This is a genomic window from Massilia timonae CCUG 45783 (genome assembly GCF_000315425.1).
Classification (GTDB): domain Bacteria; phylum Pseudomonadota; class Gammaproteobacteria; order Burkholderiales; family Burkholderiaceae_D; genus Telluria; species Telluria timonae.
Genome location: NZ_JH992923.1, coordinates 340,459 through 355,606, shown reverse-complemented (window position 1 = coordinate 355,606; position 15,148 = coordinate 340,459). Strand labels below are relative to the sequence as shown.

13 protein-coding genes are annotated in these 15,148 nt (G+C 64.5%); 6 read left to right on the top strand and 7 right to left on the bottom strand.

What is annotated here, in order from left to right:
- Position 1: 1 nt before the first annotated feature.
- Both HMPREF9710_RS11655 and HMPREF9710_RS11650 read right to left on the bottom strand, forming a co-directional pair.
- Positions 2 to 892 (bottom strand): alpha/beta fold hydrolase, encoded by an 891-nt coding sequence (locus tag HMPREF9710_RS11655; RefSeq protein ID WP_005666552.1) that lies wholly within the window; start codon positions 890 to 892, stop codon positions 2 to 4.
- 49 nt (positions 893 to 941) lie between these two features.
- On the bottom strand, positions 942 to 2,276 hold the full coding sequence (locus HMPREF9710_RS11650) for a serine hydrolase domain-containing protein (RefSeq protein ID WP_229409784.1): 1,335 nt from the start codon (positions 2,274 to 2,276) through the stop codon (positions 942 to 944).
- A gap of 319 nt (positions 2,277 to 2,595) precedes the next feature.
- On the opposite strand from HMPREF9710_RS11650, the gene HMPREF9710_RS11645 reads away from it, so the two are divergent.
- Together HMPREF9710_RS11645 and HMPREF9710_RS11640 are read left to right on the top strand one after the other, a co-directional pair.
- Entirely contained in the window at positions 2,596 to 5,091 is a 2,496-nt protein-coding gene (locus tag HMPREF9710_RS11645; RefSeq protein ID WP_005666548.1) for a TonB-dependent receptor plug domain-containing protein, read from the top strand.
- A gap of 189 nt (positions 5,092 to 5,280) precedes the next feature.
- Positions 5,281 to 7,593: a putative bifunctional diguanylate cyclase/phosphodiesterase gene (locus HMPREF9710_RS11640; protein WP_005666547.1), complete on the top strand. Its 2,313-nt coding sequence runs from the start codon at positions 5,281 to 5,283 to the stop codon at positions 7,591 to 7,593.
- On the opposite strand, the gene HMPREF9710_RS11635 is transcribed toward HMPREF9710_RS11640, so the two are convergent.
- Entirely contained in the window at positions 7,590 to 8,486 is an 897-nt protein-coding gene (locus HMPREF9710_RS11635) for a LysR family transcriptional regulator (protein ID WP_005666545.1), read from the bottom strand. The two genes, HMPREF9710_RS11640 and HMPREF9710_RS11635, sit on opposite strands and share 4 nt — an antisense overlap.
- A gap of 109 nt (positions 8,487 to 8,595) precedes the next feature.
- Between HMPREF9710_RS11635 and HMPREF9710_RS11630 the strand changes: the two genes are divergently transcribed.
- Together HMPREF9710_RS11630 and dkgB are read left to right on the top strand one after the other, a co-directional pair.
- Positions 8,596 to 9,798 (top strand): MFS transporter, encoded by a 1,203-nt coding sequence (locus tag HMPREF9710_RS11630; RefSeq protein WP_005666544.1) that lies wholly within the window; start codon positions 8,596 to 8,598, stop codon positions 9,796 to 9,798.
- 20 nt (positions 9,799 to 9,818) lie between these two features.
- On the top strand, positions 9,819 to 10,619 hold the full coding sequence (gene dkgB / locus HMPREF9710_RS11625; RefSeq protein WP_005666542.1) for a 2,5-didehydrogluconate reductase DkgB: 801 nt from the start codon (positions 9,819 to 9,821) through the stop codon (positions 10,617 to 10,619).
- Positions 10,620 to 10,794: 175 nt separating this feature from the next.
- On the opposite strand, the gene HMPREF9710_RS11620 is transcribed toward dkgB, so the two are convergent.
- A complete protein-coding gene (locus HMPREF9710_RS11620; RefSeq protein WP_005666540.1) occupies positions 10,795 to 11,508 on the bottom strand; it encodes a glutathione S-transferase in 714 nt (237 codons plus the stop codon).
- Between the two features lie 177 nt (positions 11,509 to 11,685).
- Between HMPREF9710_RS11620 and HMPREF9710_RS27865 the strand changes: the two genes are divergently transcribed.
- Positions 11,686 to 11,958: a hypothetical protein gene (locus tag HMPREF9710_RS27865; RefSeq protein WP_157225554.1), complete on the top strand. Its 273-nt coding sequence runs from the start codon at positions 11,686 to 11,688 to the stop codon at positions 11,956 to 11,958.
- Positions 11,959 to 11,988: 30 nt separating this feature from the next.
- On the opposite strand, the gene HMPREF9710_RS27860 is transcribed toward HMPREF9710_RS27865, so the two are convergent.
- Positions 11,989 to 12,171, bottom strand: coding sequence for a hypothetical protein (locus HMPREF9710_RS27860; protein ID WP_005666539.1), 183 nt, complete (start codon positions 12,169 to 12,171; stop codon positions 11,989 to 11,991).
- Positions 12,172 to 12,398: 227 nt separating this feature from the next.
- On the opposite strand from HMPREF9710_RS27860, the gene HMPREF9710_RS11610 reads away from it, so the two are divergent.
- Positions 12,399 to 13,954 (top strand): IS3 family transposase gene (locus HMPREF9710_RS11610; protein WP_229409743.1). Its coding sequence is split into 2 segments (ribosomal slippage): positions 12,399 to 12,861 and positions 12,861 to 13,954, totalling 1,557 coding nucleotides; the frame shifts between segments, so codons are not numbered across the junction.
- 452 nt (positions 13,955 to 14,406) lie between these two features.
- On the opposite strand, the gene HMPREF9710_RS27855 is transcribed toward HMPREF9710_RS11610, so the two are convergent.
- Both HMPREF9710_RS27855 and HMPREF9710_RS11600 read right to left on the bottom strand, forming a co-directional pair.
- Complete coding sequence (locus tag HMPREF9710_RS27855; RefSeq protein ID WP_005666538.1) at positions 14,407 to 14,835, bottom strand: hypothetical protein; 429 nt, start codon at positions 14,833 to 14,835, stop codon at positions 14,407 to 14,409.
- Positions 14,836 to 14,846: 11 nt separating this feature from the next.
- Positions 14,847 to 15,148: type VI secretion system tube protein Hcp (locus tag HMPREF9710_RS11600; RefSeq protein WP_174348355.1), on the bottom strand; the 302-nt coding region annotated here is incomplete at its 5' end.

Sequence of the window (15,148 nt, the reverse complement as noted above, 5' to 3'; positions counted from 1 at the left end):
GTCACTCCCCGAGGAACGGCAGCACGCGCCCTAGCAGCAGCTCGGGCGCTTCTTCCGCGATGTAGTGACCGCAGGGCAGCGCCCCGCCCTGCACGTCGTCCGCCACCAGTTTCCACTCCTCGAGCGGCTCGAAGCAGCGCCCGACCACGCCCTGCTCTCCCCACAATGCCAACAGCGGCATCGTGAGCTTGCGGCCTGCGGATCGATCAAACCGGTCGTGTTCGAGGTCGATGCCGGCGGCGGCGCGGTAATCCTCGCAGATGCCGTGCGCCGCGCCCGGCAACGCCAGGCAGCGCTGGTATTCGCGCAGCGCGCGCGGATCGAACGGCGCCAGGCCGGCGCTGCGCTTGCCCATCACGTCGCGCACGTAGGCGGCCGGGTCGGACTCGATCAGGCGCTCGGGCATGGGCGCCGGCTGGATCAGGAAGAACCAGTGCCAGTAGGCGCGCGCGAACGCTTCCGAGGTCTGTTCGTACATCGCCAGGGTCGGCGCGATATCCAGCAAGGCCATCCGCTCGACTGCCTGTGGATGGTCCAGCGCCAGCCGGTGCGCCACGCGCGCGCCGCGATCGTGGGCCAGCACCTTGAAGGTTTCGAAGCCCAACGAACGCATGACGGCCAGCGCATCGAGCGCCATCGTGCGCTTGCTGTAGTTGGCGTGATCAAGCGCCCCTTGCGGCTTGCTCGAGTCGCCATAGCCGCGCAGGTCGCAGGCGACCACCGTGAAACGCTCGGCAAGCCGGGGCGCGACCTTGTGCCAGATCGCGTGGGTTTGCGGGTGGCCGTGCAGGAGCAGCAAGGGCGGACCCTCGCCGCCGACGATGCCATTGATAGTGACCAGTGGGTCGACTTCGACCCGCAAGGCGCGGAAATCCGGGAACAGTGCTGTCATCTTGCCTCTGCCAGTGTGAAGATTCGTAGGCTACCACCAGGACTATACGTCACTCCGGCAACAGCTCGACATTCTCGATCTCGCCGGCCTTGTTGAGCGAGAACTTCATCGTGACGTCGTCATGCGCGAAGCGCGCGCGGTAGACATACAGGCGCTTGCCGTTCTTCTCGCCGCGTTCCATCGGCTGTACCTCGGACAGCTTGCCGAAGTCCCGCATGTCCGCCCGCACCCAGCCCATGAACTGGGGCGAGAAGAATTCCCTGGCCGATGCCGACAGCCCGGGTGGCTGCTCACCGCGCTCGAAATAAGCCAGGATCTCTTTCGCGCGCGCGGTGGCTGCAGGCTCGGTGTCGGCGATCGGATGCTGCACCAGGGCCGGCAAGACCATGCGGGCGACCTGGTTGCCGATCTTTTCCACCGGCGCCGAGGTCGAATTGGCCAGCACGATCACGGCCAGCCGGTAGTCGACGAAGCGGTGGATCACGCTGCGAAAGCCCTGCCAGCGGCCGTTGTGCCAGACGCGCCGGTGGCCGTTGACCGGTTCCAGGCTCCAGCCGAAGCCATATGGCCGGGTGCTCCCGTTCTTGAGGGTGACCGGCGTCCAGCTGGCCTGGCGGATGCGCGCGGTCAAAGGCTTGTCGCCATACAGCGCCAGGTCCCACAGGGCCAGGTCGTGCGCCGTCACGTACAGGCTGCCGTCGGCGGTGGCGTTCATCGTCGGCGATACCCATTCCTGGTTCTTGACCTGCCCGTCCACCAGCTCGTAGCCAGCCGCACGATGCGGCACGATATCGCGCTCGCTGATCACGCGCGCCGACATGCCCAGCGGCGCGAAGATCCGCTCGCGCAGCTGGTCACCATAGAACTTGCCGCCGACCTTCGTGCACAGGTAACCGAGCAGCTGGTAGCCGACGTTGCTGTATGCCCAGTCTTCACCCGGCTGGAAATCCAGCGGCAGCGCGCCGGCGATCGCGATCATTTCGTCGTCCGTGTAATCCTTGCGCAAGTCGATTTTGTCGCCCGGGTCGGCCAGGCCCGAGGTATGCGTCAGCAGGTGGCGCACGGTGACGTCCTTCCAGGCCGGCGGCGTGTTCGGCAAGTGGCGCGCGACCGGGTCGTCGAGCCCGAGCTTGCCATCCTCGACCAGCAGCATGACCAGCGCGGCCGTGAACTGCTTGCCGATCGACGCGGCCTGAAACAACGTCGCTGGCTTGACCGGCACCTGGTGTTCGAGGTTCGCCAGGCCGTATGCCTGCTCGCGGACGATCTTCCCATCACGCACGATCGCCAGGCTCAGGCCAGGCGTCTGGCTGCGCTGCATTTCCGCCTTGATGAAGTCATCGATGGGATCGGCGCGGCCCCATGACGAGGCAAGGAGGAGCAAAACGGCAAGCGGTGTCCACAAACGCATAGGATATCCCCGGTCAAGTAATGGAATCAATTACTTCCCAACAGTAGCATTTAAGAATGCTATGCAATAGCAAAATTCTTACAGGGAGATAAATTCATGCGCACCGCATGAGCGTTGCTTATGCGCTTCACATGTTCTTACATAGACCTGACATTTCGATAATTGTTGTAAAGATGCACGGCGGCGGTTTTAACGAATTGACACCATGAATGGTGCTGCGCAGTATGGACCAGAGGCAACCGCCTCGCCCTTTCCCAGGACCACCGCCGTAGAAAAAAAAGGAATCAGCACCATGCAGAAAGCCAGGACGGAAAAAACAGCACTCGCTCTCGCCATCGCCGCGCTGTGCGCAGGCGCCGCCCATGCCCAGGAGGCCACACCACAGGCCGAGTCGGCCACCAATGCCGCCACGGTCGTGGTCACCGGCACCCGCGTCGCCAACCGCACCGCGCTCGACACCGCCGCGCCGGTCGACATCATCTCGTCCGACACCCTCAAGAATGCCGGCAGCACCGAGATGAACCAGGCGCTGTCGATGGCCCTGCCCTCGCTGAACTTTCCGCGGCCCTCGCTGACCGACGGCACCGACACCATCCGTCCCGCCACCCTGCGCGGCATGGCGCCCGACCAGACCCTGGTGCTGGTCAACTCCAAGCGCCGTCACGCCTCGTCGCTGGTCAACGTCAACGGTTCGATCGGCCGCGGTTCGGCGGCGGTCGACCTCAACACGATCCCGACCGCGATCGTGAAATCGGTCGAGGTGCTGCGCGACGGCGCTGCGGCGCAATATGGCTCGGACGCGATCTCGGGCGTGGTTAATATGCGCCTGCGCACCGACCGCGATGGCGGCGAAGCGAGCGTCACCTATGGCGCGCGCAAGTCCGAGTACGATCTGTGGAACGATGTGGCGCCCGCCGGCGGTACCTGGAGCGGTCCGGATTCGCGCAAGCGCACCGACGGCCAGACCGCCACCGTCAGCCTGTGGAAGGGCCTGGCCCTGGGCGAATCCGGCTTCCTGACCGTGGCCGCCGAGTACCGCGACCAGAACCGCACCGAGCGTGGCGGCTACGACATGCGCCAGCAGTACCCGCGCGTGAACGGCGCCTTCGACCCGCGCGAGAACACGATCGACCGCTTCAACGCCTGGACCGGCGAACCTGACCTCGACCAGGCCACCTTGTTCGCCAACGCCGGCAACAACCTTGGCGGCGGCGTCAAGGTCTATGGCTGGGCGAGCTACCAGGACCGCGACGCCACCTCGTCCGGCTACTTCCGCCCGCCGCAGGACGCCCGCAACATCCTGTCGATCTATCCGGACGGCTTCCTGCCGCTGATCTCCCCCACCGTCAAGGACTTCTCGATGACGGGCGGCGTGACGTGGCAAGCGGGCCAGTGGGACATGGACGCCTCGCTCGGCTACGGCAAGAACAAGATGGAGTACACGATCGAGAACACCCTGAACCGCTCGCTGGGACCGACCAGCAAGACCGAGTTCTACGCCGGCGGTTATTCGTACGACCAGGCCGTGTTCAACCTGACCGGCGTGCGCAGCATCGAGCTGGCGTCGCTGTCGTCGCCGCTGAACGTGGCGGTGGGCGTGGAGGCGCGCCGCGAAGGCTATGAGCTGTTCGCCGGCGAAGAGCAGTCGTGGAGCTATGGCGGCGAGGTGCTGCCCAACGGGACGCCGGCCGCGCCGGGCGCCCAGGTGTTCCCGGGCTTCCGCCCGGCCAACGAGGTCGACGCCCACCGCAACGCGGTTGGCGCCTTCATCGACCTCGAAGCGAACGTCACGCCCGAGCTCCTTGCATCGGCCGCGGTGCGCGCCGAAAAATATTCGGACTTCGGCAACAGCGTGGCCGGCAAGCTGGCGCTGCGCTACGATTTCAACAAGGCGTTCGCGCTGCGCGGCGCGATCCAGAACGGCTTCCGCGCGCCGTCGCCACAGCAGCAGCACTTCACCGCGACGTCCACCAACTTCATCAACGGCATCCCCTACGAGATCACGACCTTCAAGCCGTCCGACCCGGTGGCGGTGGCCCTCGGCGCCAAGCCGCTGGACGCCGAGGAATCGGTCAACGCCTCGCTCGGCGCCGTGCTGCGCCTGGGCGGCGTGAGCGTGACGGTCGACGCCTACCGCATCGACATCGACGACCGCATCATCCTGTCCGAGAACCTCACCCAGGCCAATGTGCGCGACTACATCGCCAGCCAGGGCTTCATCGGCGTGGGCGGCGGGCGCTTCTTCATCAACGGCGTCGACACCACGACCAAGGGTGTGGACGTGGTGGTCAACTGGGCGCACAACGCCGGCGCGGCGGGCCGCTTCGACTTCACGCTGGCCGGCAACTTCACCGACACCGAGGTGACCAAGGTGCCGGTGACCGAGCAGCTGTCGAGCCTGAGCCCATCGCCAGTCCTGTTCGACCGCGTCAACGTGCTCTCGCTCGAGAAGGGCCAGCCGAAGAACAAGATCAGCGCCAACGTCAACTGGAAGCTGGGCCCGTGGGGCGCGACCCTGCGCGCCACGCGCTATGGCGAGGTGCTGTCGCCGGGCACCACGGCGGCCTTCGACTTCGAGCTCGGCGCCAAGACCGTGGTCGACCTGGAGGGACGCTACGCCGTCACGCCCAAGCTGACCCTGGCCCTGGGCGCGGACAATGTCTTCGACCAGTATCCGGAAACGCTGCCGCCGTCGCTCAACACCACGGGCAATACGCCGTTCTCGACCTATGCGCCGTTCGGGCGTTCGGGACGCTATATCTACGGGCGCGCGACCTACGCGTTCTGACCCTGGCACGGCATGGGCGGCAGCCGCTCGCGGCAGCGCCGCCCATGCGTGTCGGATCGCGCCGCCCACCAGCGCCCGACAGCACGCCGTTTCAATCGAACGGCCCGAAACCGGCAGAGCTGGTATGCTATTTCCTTGAGACAATTTCTATTGTCTAAATACAATCCCCTCCTCTCAAGCGAAATTATCATGCTGGCTCACGACGATGTCGCGCAGTGGCGCGCACGTGTTTTCACGTCATTGATGTCCGTCGTCCTGGTGCTGGCACTGATCGCGGCGGTGCCAAGCGCGGCGCTGGCGGTCTACAGGAATGTGCCGGCGGTGGCCCTGATGGATACCGCCGCGCTGGCGTGGATCCTGGCGATCTGGCGCATGGACCATCTGGCCTACCGGACCCGCGTCCTGAACTTCCTGGCCATGCTGTACATCGTGGGTGTCGGCTCGATGCTCGCGGCCGGCGCGATCGGCCTGTTCTACCTGCTGGCGGCGCCTGCGCTGGCCGCGGTCCTGCTGGGCACACGACCGGCGATCTCCGGACTCGCGCTCAGCGCCGCCACGCTCATGGTGCTCGGCCTGACGGGACAAACCGACATCCCGGTCGGCCACTATGCGCACGACTCGCTGCCCAGCGTGCTGATCCTGACCCTGAACTTCACCTGCGTGGGCGGCCTGATCACCCTGAGCTGCGGCACCCTGCTCAAGGGCCTGGCCGGCTCGCTGAACGACGTGCGCACCTCCGCCGCCTCGCTGGAAGAAGGGCAAAGCCTGCTGCGCGCGATGAACGGCGAACTGCGGCTGACTTCCGCCGCGCTGGCCGGCCTCAACGAGATGGTATTGATCGTCAAGGTGGATGAGCGCCCCGGCGCCATCCAGCCCGTCATCTTCGCCAACCGGGCCTTCGAGCGCCGCAGCGGCTACCGCGCCGACGAGATCGTCGGGCGCAGCATGCGCATGCTGCACGGCCCCGACACCGATCCGGCGGTGGTGGCGCGCATCGTCGAGGCCATGGGCAAGCGCGAGCCGGTATCGGCCGAGCTGGTGAACTATTCGAAGACGGGCGAGCCGTGCTGGGTCGAAATCGAGATGGTGCCGTTCGCCGGCGAAGGCGGGCCGATCACGCACCTGGTGGTGGTGGGACGCGACATCACCGAGCGCCGCCGCTCGGCCGACGCGATCGAGCAGCTGGCCTTCTTCGACGTGCTCACCGGCCTGCCGAACCGGCGCCTGCTGATGGAGCGCCTGCACGCGATGGTGGAGGGGGCGCACGCGGGCCGCGGCCTCGGCGCGGTGCTGTACATCGACCTCGATAATTTCAAGAGCGTGAACGATGCGCGCGGCCATGCCACCGGCGACGCCCTGCTCAAGCACGTCGCCGCCCACCTGGTCGACGCGGTGCGCGAAGGAGACACCGTGGCCCGCCTCGGCGGCGATGAATTCGTCATCCTGGCCGCGAATCTCGGCAGCGACGGCGCGTCCGCCACCGCCGCCGCCCAGGAGCTGGCGCAAAAGGTCGGCAAGGCGCTGCGCCGTCCGGCCATGATCGACAACCAGGTCTACCATTCATCGGGCAGCATCGGCGTCGCACTGCCGCTGCGCCTGGGTCAGACCATGCACGACCTGCTGCGCGAAGCCGATACCGCGATGTACCACGCCAAGGCGGCCGGTCGCAACGGCGTCGCGCTGTTCGAGACCACGATGCTGGCGGCGGCCGAGAACGTGCTGACGCTCGAGCGCGACCTGGCCGATGCGCTGGCGCGCAACGAACTGGCGCTGCACCTGCAGCTGCAGGTCGACCCCGCCGGCGCGCCGGTCGGCGCCGAGGTGCTGCTGCGCTGGCGCCGCGCGGACGGCGTGCTGGTGCCGCCCGATGTCTTCATCCCGGTCGCCGAAGAAACCGGCCTGATCGTGCCGCTCGGCGCCTGGGTCCTGCGCCACGCCTGCCTGGCCTGGCGCGAGCTGGAACGCGCCGGCCATGCGCTGCCGCTGTCGATCAACGTCAGTCCGCGCCAGTTCCGCCAGCCCGATTTCGTCGCCATGGTGCGCGCGGTGGTCCAGGAGACGGGCGTGCCGCCGCGGCAGCTGATCTTCGAAGTGACCGAAGGCCTGCTGGTGGATGACATCGACGACACGGTAAGCCGCATGCAGGAACTGGCGCACATGGGAATCCGCTTCTCGATCGACGACTTCGGCACCGGCTACTCGAACCTGGCCTACCTGCGCAAGATGCCGCTGTACGAACTCAAGATCGACAAGGGCTTTATCCGCGACATGCCCGACGACAGCAACGGCACTGCCCTGGTGCAATCGATCCTGGCGATGGCGGGCCAGCTCGGCCTGCGGGTCGTGGCCGAAGGCATCGAGACCTCGGCGCAGGCGCGCTTCCTGGCCGAACACGGGCAGCCGTGCATGCAGGGCTACCTGTTCTGCCGTCCGATGCCGCTGCCGGACCTGATCGAACGCCTCGCAAGCGCCGAGGTGGGCGCCGCAGACTCCCTGGCCTAGGTGCCGAGCACCTCGCCCAGCCTGCGCGCGAGGAAGTCCACCAGCGCCGCCACCCGCGGCGCCAGCGCGCCCTGCTTGTAGAACACCGCCCATACGGGCTGGGTCCACGGCAGGGTGTGCTCTTCCAGCACCGGCGCCAGGCGCCCCGCCGCCAGGTCCGAGCGCACCAGGAATTCGCCCACCGATGCGATGCCTGCCCCGTGCAGGGCCAGGTGGCGCACCGTCTCGCCGCTCGAGGCCAGCACCTGCGGCGTGACGGTCCAGCCCTCGCCGCCGGCATGCAGCAGCGGCCAGGTGTTGAGCGAGGCCGGCGCCGTGAAGCCCACGCTGCGATGCAGCGCCAGCTCGGCCGGCTCGCGCGGCACGCCGTACTTGTCGATATAGGCTGGCGCCGCCACCACCCGCAGCCTGCCGCTGCCCAGGCGCCGCGCATTGAGCGTCGAATCGGGCAGCGCGCCGATGCGGATCGCCAGGTCGGCCCGCTCCTCGATCAGGTCGACATAGGTTTCGCCGCTGGTCAGTTCCAGCTGGACCAGCGGATACGCCTCCAGGAAATCGGGCAGCAGGGGCGCCAGCAGGTGGTCCAGGGCCGGGGTCGAGGCATTGACCCGCACCAGGCCCGAAGGCTGCGACCGGCGCGCCTGCGCCTCGGCCTCGGTATTGGCCAGGTCCTGCAGGATGGCGCGGGCGCGCTCGAGCAGCCAGGCGCCTTCTTCGGTCAGTTGCAGGCGCCGCGTCGTGCGGTGCATCAGCGTCATGCCAAGGCCATCCTCAAGCCGCGAGATGGTGCGCGAGACTCCCGATGGCGTCTGCCCCAGGCGTTCGGCGGCGGCCGAGAACGAGCCGGAATCTATGACGGCGGCAAATACAATCAAGGCGTCTACATCGATCATTATTGACTCCGAGTCAAAAGTCCATTGTACAGCGGCCTATTTTTCCTTGCACCCTGGCACGGCACACTGCATGCCTGGCTCCAGCCACGTCAACAACAAGGAGAATCACATGCCACTCGCACTCTGGGCGCTCACCTTGAGCGCCTTCGCCATCGGGACGACCGAATTCGTGATCGTCGGTCTGATCCCCACCATCGCCGCCAGCCTGGGCGTCTCGGTGCCCTCGGCCGGCCTCTTGGTCAGCCTGTACGCACTGGGCGTCGCCATCGGCGCGCCGGTGCTCACCGCCCTCACCGGCAAGCTGCCGCGCAAGCACCTGCTGCTCGGCCTCATGGTCCTGTTCACGCTCGGTAACCTGGTGGCCTGGATGGCGCCGAACTACGAAGCGCTGATGGCCGCGCGCGTGCTCACCGGCCTGGCGCACGGCGTGTTCTTCTCGATCGGTTCGACCATCGCCACCAGCCTGGTGCCGAAAGAGAAGGCCGCCAGCGCCATCGCGCTGATGTTCACGGGTCTTACCGTGGCGCTGGTCACCGGCGTGCCGCTCGGGACCTTCATCGGCCAGCACTTCGGCTGGCAAGCCACCTTCCTCGCCGTGTCGCTGCTGGGCGTGATCGCCGTGATCGGCAGCGCCATCCTGGTGCCGTCGACTATCGCGGGCAGCCAACCATCGAGCCTGCTGACCCAGCTCGCGGTGCTCAAGAAACCGCGCCTGCTGCTGGTGTACGCCATGACCACGCTCGGCTACGGCGGCAGCTTCATCGCCTTTACTTACCTGGCGCCGGTGCTGCAGGAAGTCTCGGGCTTCGCGGCGTCGACCGTCAGCCTGGTGATGCTGGTGTATGGCGTCTCGGTCGCGGCCGGGAATATCTGGGGCGGCAAGCTGGCCGACCGCCATGGCCCGGTGCCCGCGCTGCAGATCGTGTTCGCCCTGCTGGCCGTGGTGCTGCTGGCACTGACCTTCACCGCGCCGAGCAAACCGCTCGTGCTGATCACGGTGCTGGCCTGGGGCGCGGTCGCCTTCGGCAACGTGCCCGGCCTGCAAGTCTATGTGGTGCAGCGCGCCGAGCGTGACGCGCCGCAGGCGGTGGACGTCGCCTCGGGCCTGAACATCGCCGCATTCAACGTCGGCATCGCGCTGGGCGCCTGGGGCGGCGGCCTGATCGTCGCCCACCTCGGCCTGATGGCCACGCCCTGGATCGGCGCCCTGGTCGTCGTCGGCGCCCTGCTGCTCACGACCCTGGCCGGCTGGCTCGACCGGCGCGAAGGCGCGCCGGCCAAGGCCGTGCGCAGCGCCGCCGCCACCCATTAACTCATTTCAAAGGACACATCATGAAGATGCCACAACTGGGTCTCGGGACCTTCCGCCTGCAAGGGCAAGCCGCGATCGACTCGGTCGCAACCGGCCTGGAACTGGGCTACCGCCACATCGACACCGCCCAGATCTATGGCAATGAAACGGAGGTCGGCCAGGCGCTGCGCGAATCCGGCGTGGCGCGCCGCGACGTCTACCTGACCACCAAGATCTGGACCGAGCACCTGGCCGCCGACAAGCTGGCCGCCAGCCTCAAGGACAGCCTGCGCAAGCTGGGCGCCGAACAGGTCGACCTGACCCTGATCCACTGGCCCTCGCCCGGCGCCGCCGTCCCGGTGGCCGAGTCGATGCAGGCCCTGCTGGCGGCGCGCGACGCCGGCCTCACGGGCGCGATCGGCATCTCGAACTTCCCGGTGGCGCTGATGCGCGAGGCGATAGCCGCCGTCGGCGCGGAGAATATCGCCACCAACCAGGTCGAGCTGCACCCCTATCTGCAGAACCGCGGCGTGGCCGACTTCGCGCGCGCGGCCGGCATCCACGTCACCGCCTACATGCCGCTGGCCTATGGCAAGGTGATGAGCGACCCGGTGGTCAAGGAGATCGCGCGCCGCCACGGGGCCACGCCGGCCCAGGTGACGCTGGCCTGGCTGCTGGCCAAGGGCTACGCCGTGATCCCGTCGTCGACCAAACGCGAGAACCTGGCCGGCAACCTGCGGGCGACTGAACTCGTGCTGGGCCGGGAGGACAGCGCCGCCATCGATGCGCTCGACGATGGCGCTCGCCTGGTCAGCCCGGATTTCGCGCCGGCCTGGGATTGATTAGAGCCTATCCCGGTAGGTGTGGGGAAGCTCATGGCGACATGCGCGTAGGCGATGCATGGCTGGCGTGGGCAAGGCGCGAGGAGGCCGCATGGCAAGCCATGCAACGACGAGCAACGCAGCCCACGTCTGCCAGGCGCGCCAGGAGCGACTCACACCTACCGGGGTAGGCTCGTTACTGATCCAGTTCCGGATAGCGGCGGAAGATGCCTTCCTGGTTGAACGGGATGCGCCGTTCGGACGCCAGGTAGGCGGCGATGTTGGGCCGCGCGGCCACCCGGTCGCGCAGGCTTGCCAGCACCGGATGCTCCTGCTCGATCTTCTTCATCGCGTTCGGGAAGGCATAGCGCAGGCCTTCGATCACCTGGAACAGCGACAGGTCGGCGTACGTCACCTTGTCGCCCGTGAGGTAGTCGCGCGGCTCGGGGTTGGACAGCAGGCGCGCGAAATAGGCCATGAACTTGGGGATGCGCGACTCGACGAAATCGGCCGAGCGGCGCAGCGCCTCGGGCTTCTGGTCTTCGTAGTACAGCGCGGACGCGATCGGGTGATGGGTGTCGTGCGCCTCGGTCACCAGGTCGGCGATGGTCAGCTGCAGCTGGTGCACCCACAGGCGGCCCGGGTCGGTGCGCGGCGCCAGGCCGTGCTGCTCGCCCAGGTAGAGCAGGATGTTGGCCACCTGGCCGATGACCAGCTCGCCGGCCTTCAGGAAGGGCGGCGCGAAGGCCGGATATTCCTCGACGTCGAGCGCCGCCATCAACAGGTCGACCCCGCCTTCGCGGCGCGCCACGTCGACGTAGTCGGCGCCCGCTTCTTCCAGCGCCAGGCGGACGAATTCGCCGCGGCCCTGGATGCTCGGCCAATAGAATAGCTTGTACGGTTCCACCATGATAAATTTCTCCGATGTCTTCAGGTCGGCCCATGGTATCCGCAGTAGACCGTACACGATGCACGGCATGGTCGATACTGCTGAGGGCGTCGTAAGTAGCGGCAATTGATCGGACTGCTAGCGTCACGACACGGAACCACCAAGAGAAATAGTTGCTCGGAATGCAAATTTGGTTCTTTGAAGAGACTGTCGAGCCTCGTACAATCGACGCTCCATAACTCATCAGGAGGTCTCTCGGTTGATCTCAAAGAATCCCAAGCAGCAAACGCCGAACGCATCGCCGAACAGTTCCTGCTGGTTCGCAAGCAGCTTGAACATAGAGTGGAAGAGGCCGATCTGAATGGCATTGCCGCGACGTTGACGGCGGCCCTGTGGTCGAGCGATGAAGGGGCGAAGGCTAATGGTCTGACAAAGGGTAAGCTTATCTACCTTGCCCCACCTCGCGGTTGATTGCTCGTACTTGAAGGGCAGTTACCAATATCAGCGGTGACGGCCCCGAAACATCAACACCAATGCGGTGAGAATGCCCGAGCCGAAAAACGCGTAGAAGATGATGCCAAATGCCTTTTCAACGTTCATTCCGGGGTCAAGGAAGAGTATTGAGATATAGACAATTGCCACCGCTAAGAGTGCGACGCCAAATGAAATTAGCATGGTTCTCATGCGAATGGCTCCGCAATAGGGCAATTGAAATACTGTCCGGCTTTACTGCCGCCTGCCCGTACAACTTCTTCCGCAAAGGACGTGCAGTTATGCGCCACGCGTACAGGACGTTATTGCATTCGATCCAGTTGCGGTGCCGCTCGTCTTCGGATTCCCCCCGGTGTCAGAATAGTTGTCGCGTCACCTGATGAAGTAAATACCAACCGGGGACGGGCAAGAGAGATCGTGTGAAGCAGTATTCAGCAGAACGGAAAGAAGCGCTACTTCGGCAGATGATGCCGCCGCAGAACAGGCTGGTGTCGGAGTTGGCCCGCGAGAGCGGGATCACCGAACAGACCCTTTATACTTGGCGCCGTCAACTTCGTAATCAAGGAACGCTGGTGCCAGGTAGTGGAAAGAATGCCGAGGAATGGACTTCGGAAGACAAGTTTTCCGTGGTACTGGAAACGGCTGCGCTGAACACAAGCGAACTGGCCGAGTATTGCCGTCGCAAGGGCCTGTTCGCGGAGCAGATTGCCACGTGGCGTGCCGCATGCATGTCGGCCAATGCGAGCGTGGTAAAGCAGACGCGGGAGCAGCAGGCGCAGTCGAAGGAGGACAAAAAGCGCATCCGGCAACTGGAGAAGGATTTACAGCGCAAGGAGAAGGCGCTGGCCGAGGCGGCCGCGCTGCTGATCCTGCGAAAAAAAGCCCAGGCGATCTGGGGGGACAAAGAGGAAGACTGATCAGCGTCCCAGATCGCCTGTTGTGTGTTGAGTTGATCCGTGAAGCAGAGGCCGCCGGCAGCCGGTTGGCGCCAGCCTGCATCGAGCTGGACATTACCTTGCGTACTTTCCAGCGCTGGGTGCGCAATGGCGACGATGCCGTGGCCGGCGACGGTCGTCCCTCCAGCGTGCGGCCAGAACCGGTCAGCAAGCTGAGCGAGGATGAGCGTACCGAAATCCTCGCCGTTGCCAACAGCGAGGAATTCGCCAGCTTACCGCCCAGCCAGATCGTGCCAGCGCTGGCCGATCGGGGCGTGTACATGGCGTCCGAGTCAAGCTTCTATCGCGTTCTGAAAGCGGCGGCGCAACAGCATCATCGGGGCCGCGCGAAGAAACCTTGTGAGCGCGTGCTCACGAGTCATTGCGCCGCGGCTCCGAACCAAGTGTGGAGCTGGGATATCACCTGGATGCCGGCCGCCATCAAAGGCCAATACTATTACTGGTACATGGTGCTCGATATCTTCAGCCGCAAAGTCGTCGGGCATGAGGTGCACGTGGCGGAATCGGCGGAACTGGCTTCACGGTTGATGCGCCGCACTAGCTTGGCCGAGGGGCTGGCCGGTCGTCCACTGGTGCTCCATTCGGACAACGGCAGCGCCATGAAGGGCGCCACCATGTTGGCCACGTTGGAACAGCTGGGTGTGGCGCCCTCGTTCAGCCGGCCACGTGTAAGCAATGACAATGCATACGCCGAGTCGCTGTTCAAGACCTGCAAATATCGCCCAGATTACCCGAACAAGCCATTCGGAAGCCTGGAAGAGGCGCAGGCATGGACGCAGAAATTCGTGCGTTGGTATAACCACGATCACAAGCACAGCGGCCTGAAATTCGTGACCCCGGCACAGCGCCACTGCGGGCAAGACGCGGCGATTTTGAAGCTTCGTGAGCAGGTCTATCACGAGGCTAGAAAGCGCAACCCGCAGCGCTGGTCGCAGGGCACCAGGAACTGGGAACTTGACGATCAAGTCTGGTTGAATCCGGAACGGATTCGGCCAGAAGCACTACAGCAAGCAGCTTGAGATGACGCGACAACTACGTTGACAAACACCGATTCCCCATTGATGCCTCCACTATAAGGATTCAACGGTGATTCTTGCCCGAACAAGAACAATGTTGGCAGGTGTCAAAAAATACGCGAGGAAGCTCAACAAGACGATTGCTTATGAGCCGGTAATATAGATTGACGGTTGCACCATGATAAATTTCTCTCGTGTCTGTAAGCGGGCCATGGTAGCTCTAGCGGCCTGCGCACGCTGCACGGGACACTGTTAAAGCTCTCTACCGAGGTCATATCAGCGGTGGCGATCCCTTAGCGTCAATAGCAGTGCAGTGAGGACTACCGAGCCGAGAAACGAGCCAACGATCAGGCTATAAGCTGTGTCGAGATTCATCCTCGGAGCAAAAATGATGATCGAAGCCCAGACAAGTACAGCTATCAACAAGGCGCTTAGGAGTGAAATGAATGCGGTTCTCATGCGAATGGCTCCGCAATAGGACAGTTGAACATCTGATAGGCGTTGCTACCGCCTGCCCGCACCACGTCTTCCACAAAGGAAGTGCAGTTGTTCACTATCCCGCCCCAGAACCAAGGCTTATCGATGAGTTCATGCAGCTTGTCACGCGCACCCTTAGGGTTGGGCAGTTTGATATCCCAGCGGCGAATCTCACGCTTGTTGTTCTCCTTTAAGTACCGCATGTAATTACTTTCAGGGATGAACTTGGGCAAATTGTATGGGCCAGCGATATGGACATACCAACTCCAACTTTCACCAACATGGAGAAGAGTATGGCCGCATTTGTTGAGCTTATGACCCGAAACGATGACAGCACATACGTGCCGCCAGTCAGATAGTTCAAGCGGGCTGATAAACATTGATGCGCCCTCGTAGGGGGTGGACATATCGCCTCCCGTTAGCACACTTTATGGGCTGAACAGTCCCAGCTACCGCTAGTATTGCCCTGCGCTCCACCCCGGATGCTCTGGCGGGTGTAGTGCCATTTGATCTTGGCATACGCAAGCTGGACCCTCTCAGTAATGATCCCGCCTTCGCCACTATCTGGCTTGATGCTGGCGATCATTACGCTTTCCAGTTCGATCTTAAAGTAAGGGATGGGCTTGCTGTCAGCAGCGGTTGTAAACTGATACAGGCAGCGATTGAAAACTGATACACCATTTTGAGAAGATGGCCGCTTTGCGGAGCGGCCTTGAAACC

Bases quoted from the DNA above. Each gene is read 5' to 3' on its own strand.
- dkgB (WP_005666542.1), top strand. From the start codon at position 9,819: ATGAAGATGCCACAACTGGGTCTCGGGACCTTCCGCCTGCAAGGGCAA.
- HMPREF9710_RS27860 (WP_005666539.1), bottom strand. From the start codon at position 12,171: ATGAGAACCATGCTAATTTCATTTGGCGTCGCACTCTTAGCGGTGGCA.
- HMPREF9710_RS11655 (WP_005666552.1), bottom strand. From the start codon at position 892: ATGACAGCACTGTTCCCGGATTTCCGCGCCTTGCGGGTCGAAGTCGAC.
- HMPREF9710_RS11635 (WP_005666545.1), bottom strand. From the start codon at position 8,486: ATGATCGATGTAGACGCCTTGATTGTATTTGCCGCCGTCATAGATTCC.
- HMPREF9710_RS11640 (WP_005666547.1), top strand. From the start codon at position 5,281: ATGCTGGCTCACGACGATGTCGCGCAGTGGCGCGCACGTGTTTTCACG.
- HMPREF9710_RS11620 (WP_005666540.1), bottom strand. From the start codon at position 11,508: ATGGTGGAACCGTACAAGCTATTCTATTGGCCGAGCATCCAGGGCCGC.
- HMPREF9710_RS11630 (WP_005666544.1), top strand. From the start codon at position 8,596: ATGCCACTCGCACTCTGGGCGCTCACCTTGAGCGCCTTCGCCATCGGG.
- HMPREF9710_RS11645 (WP_005666548.1), top strand. From the start codon at position 2,596: ATGCAGAAAGCCAGGACGGAAAAAACAGCACTCGCTCTCGCCATCGCC.
- HMPREF9710_RS27855 (WP_005666538.1), bottom strand. From the start codon at position 14,835: ATGTCCACCCCCTACGAGGGCGCATCAATGTTTATCAGCCCGCTTGAA.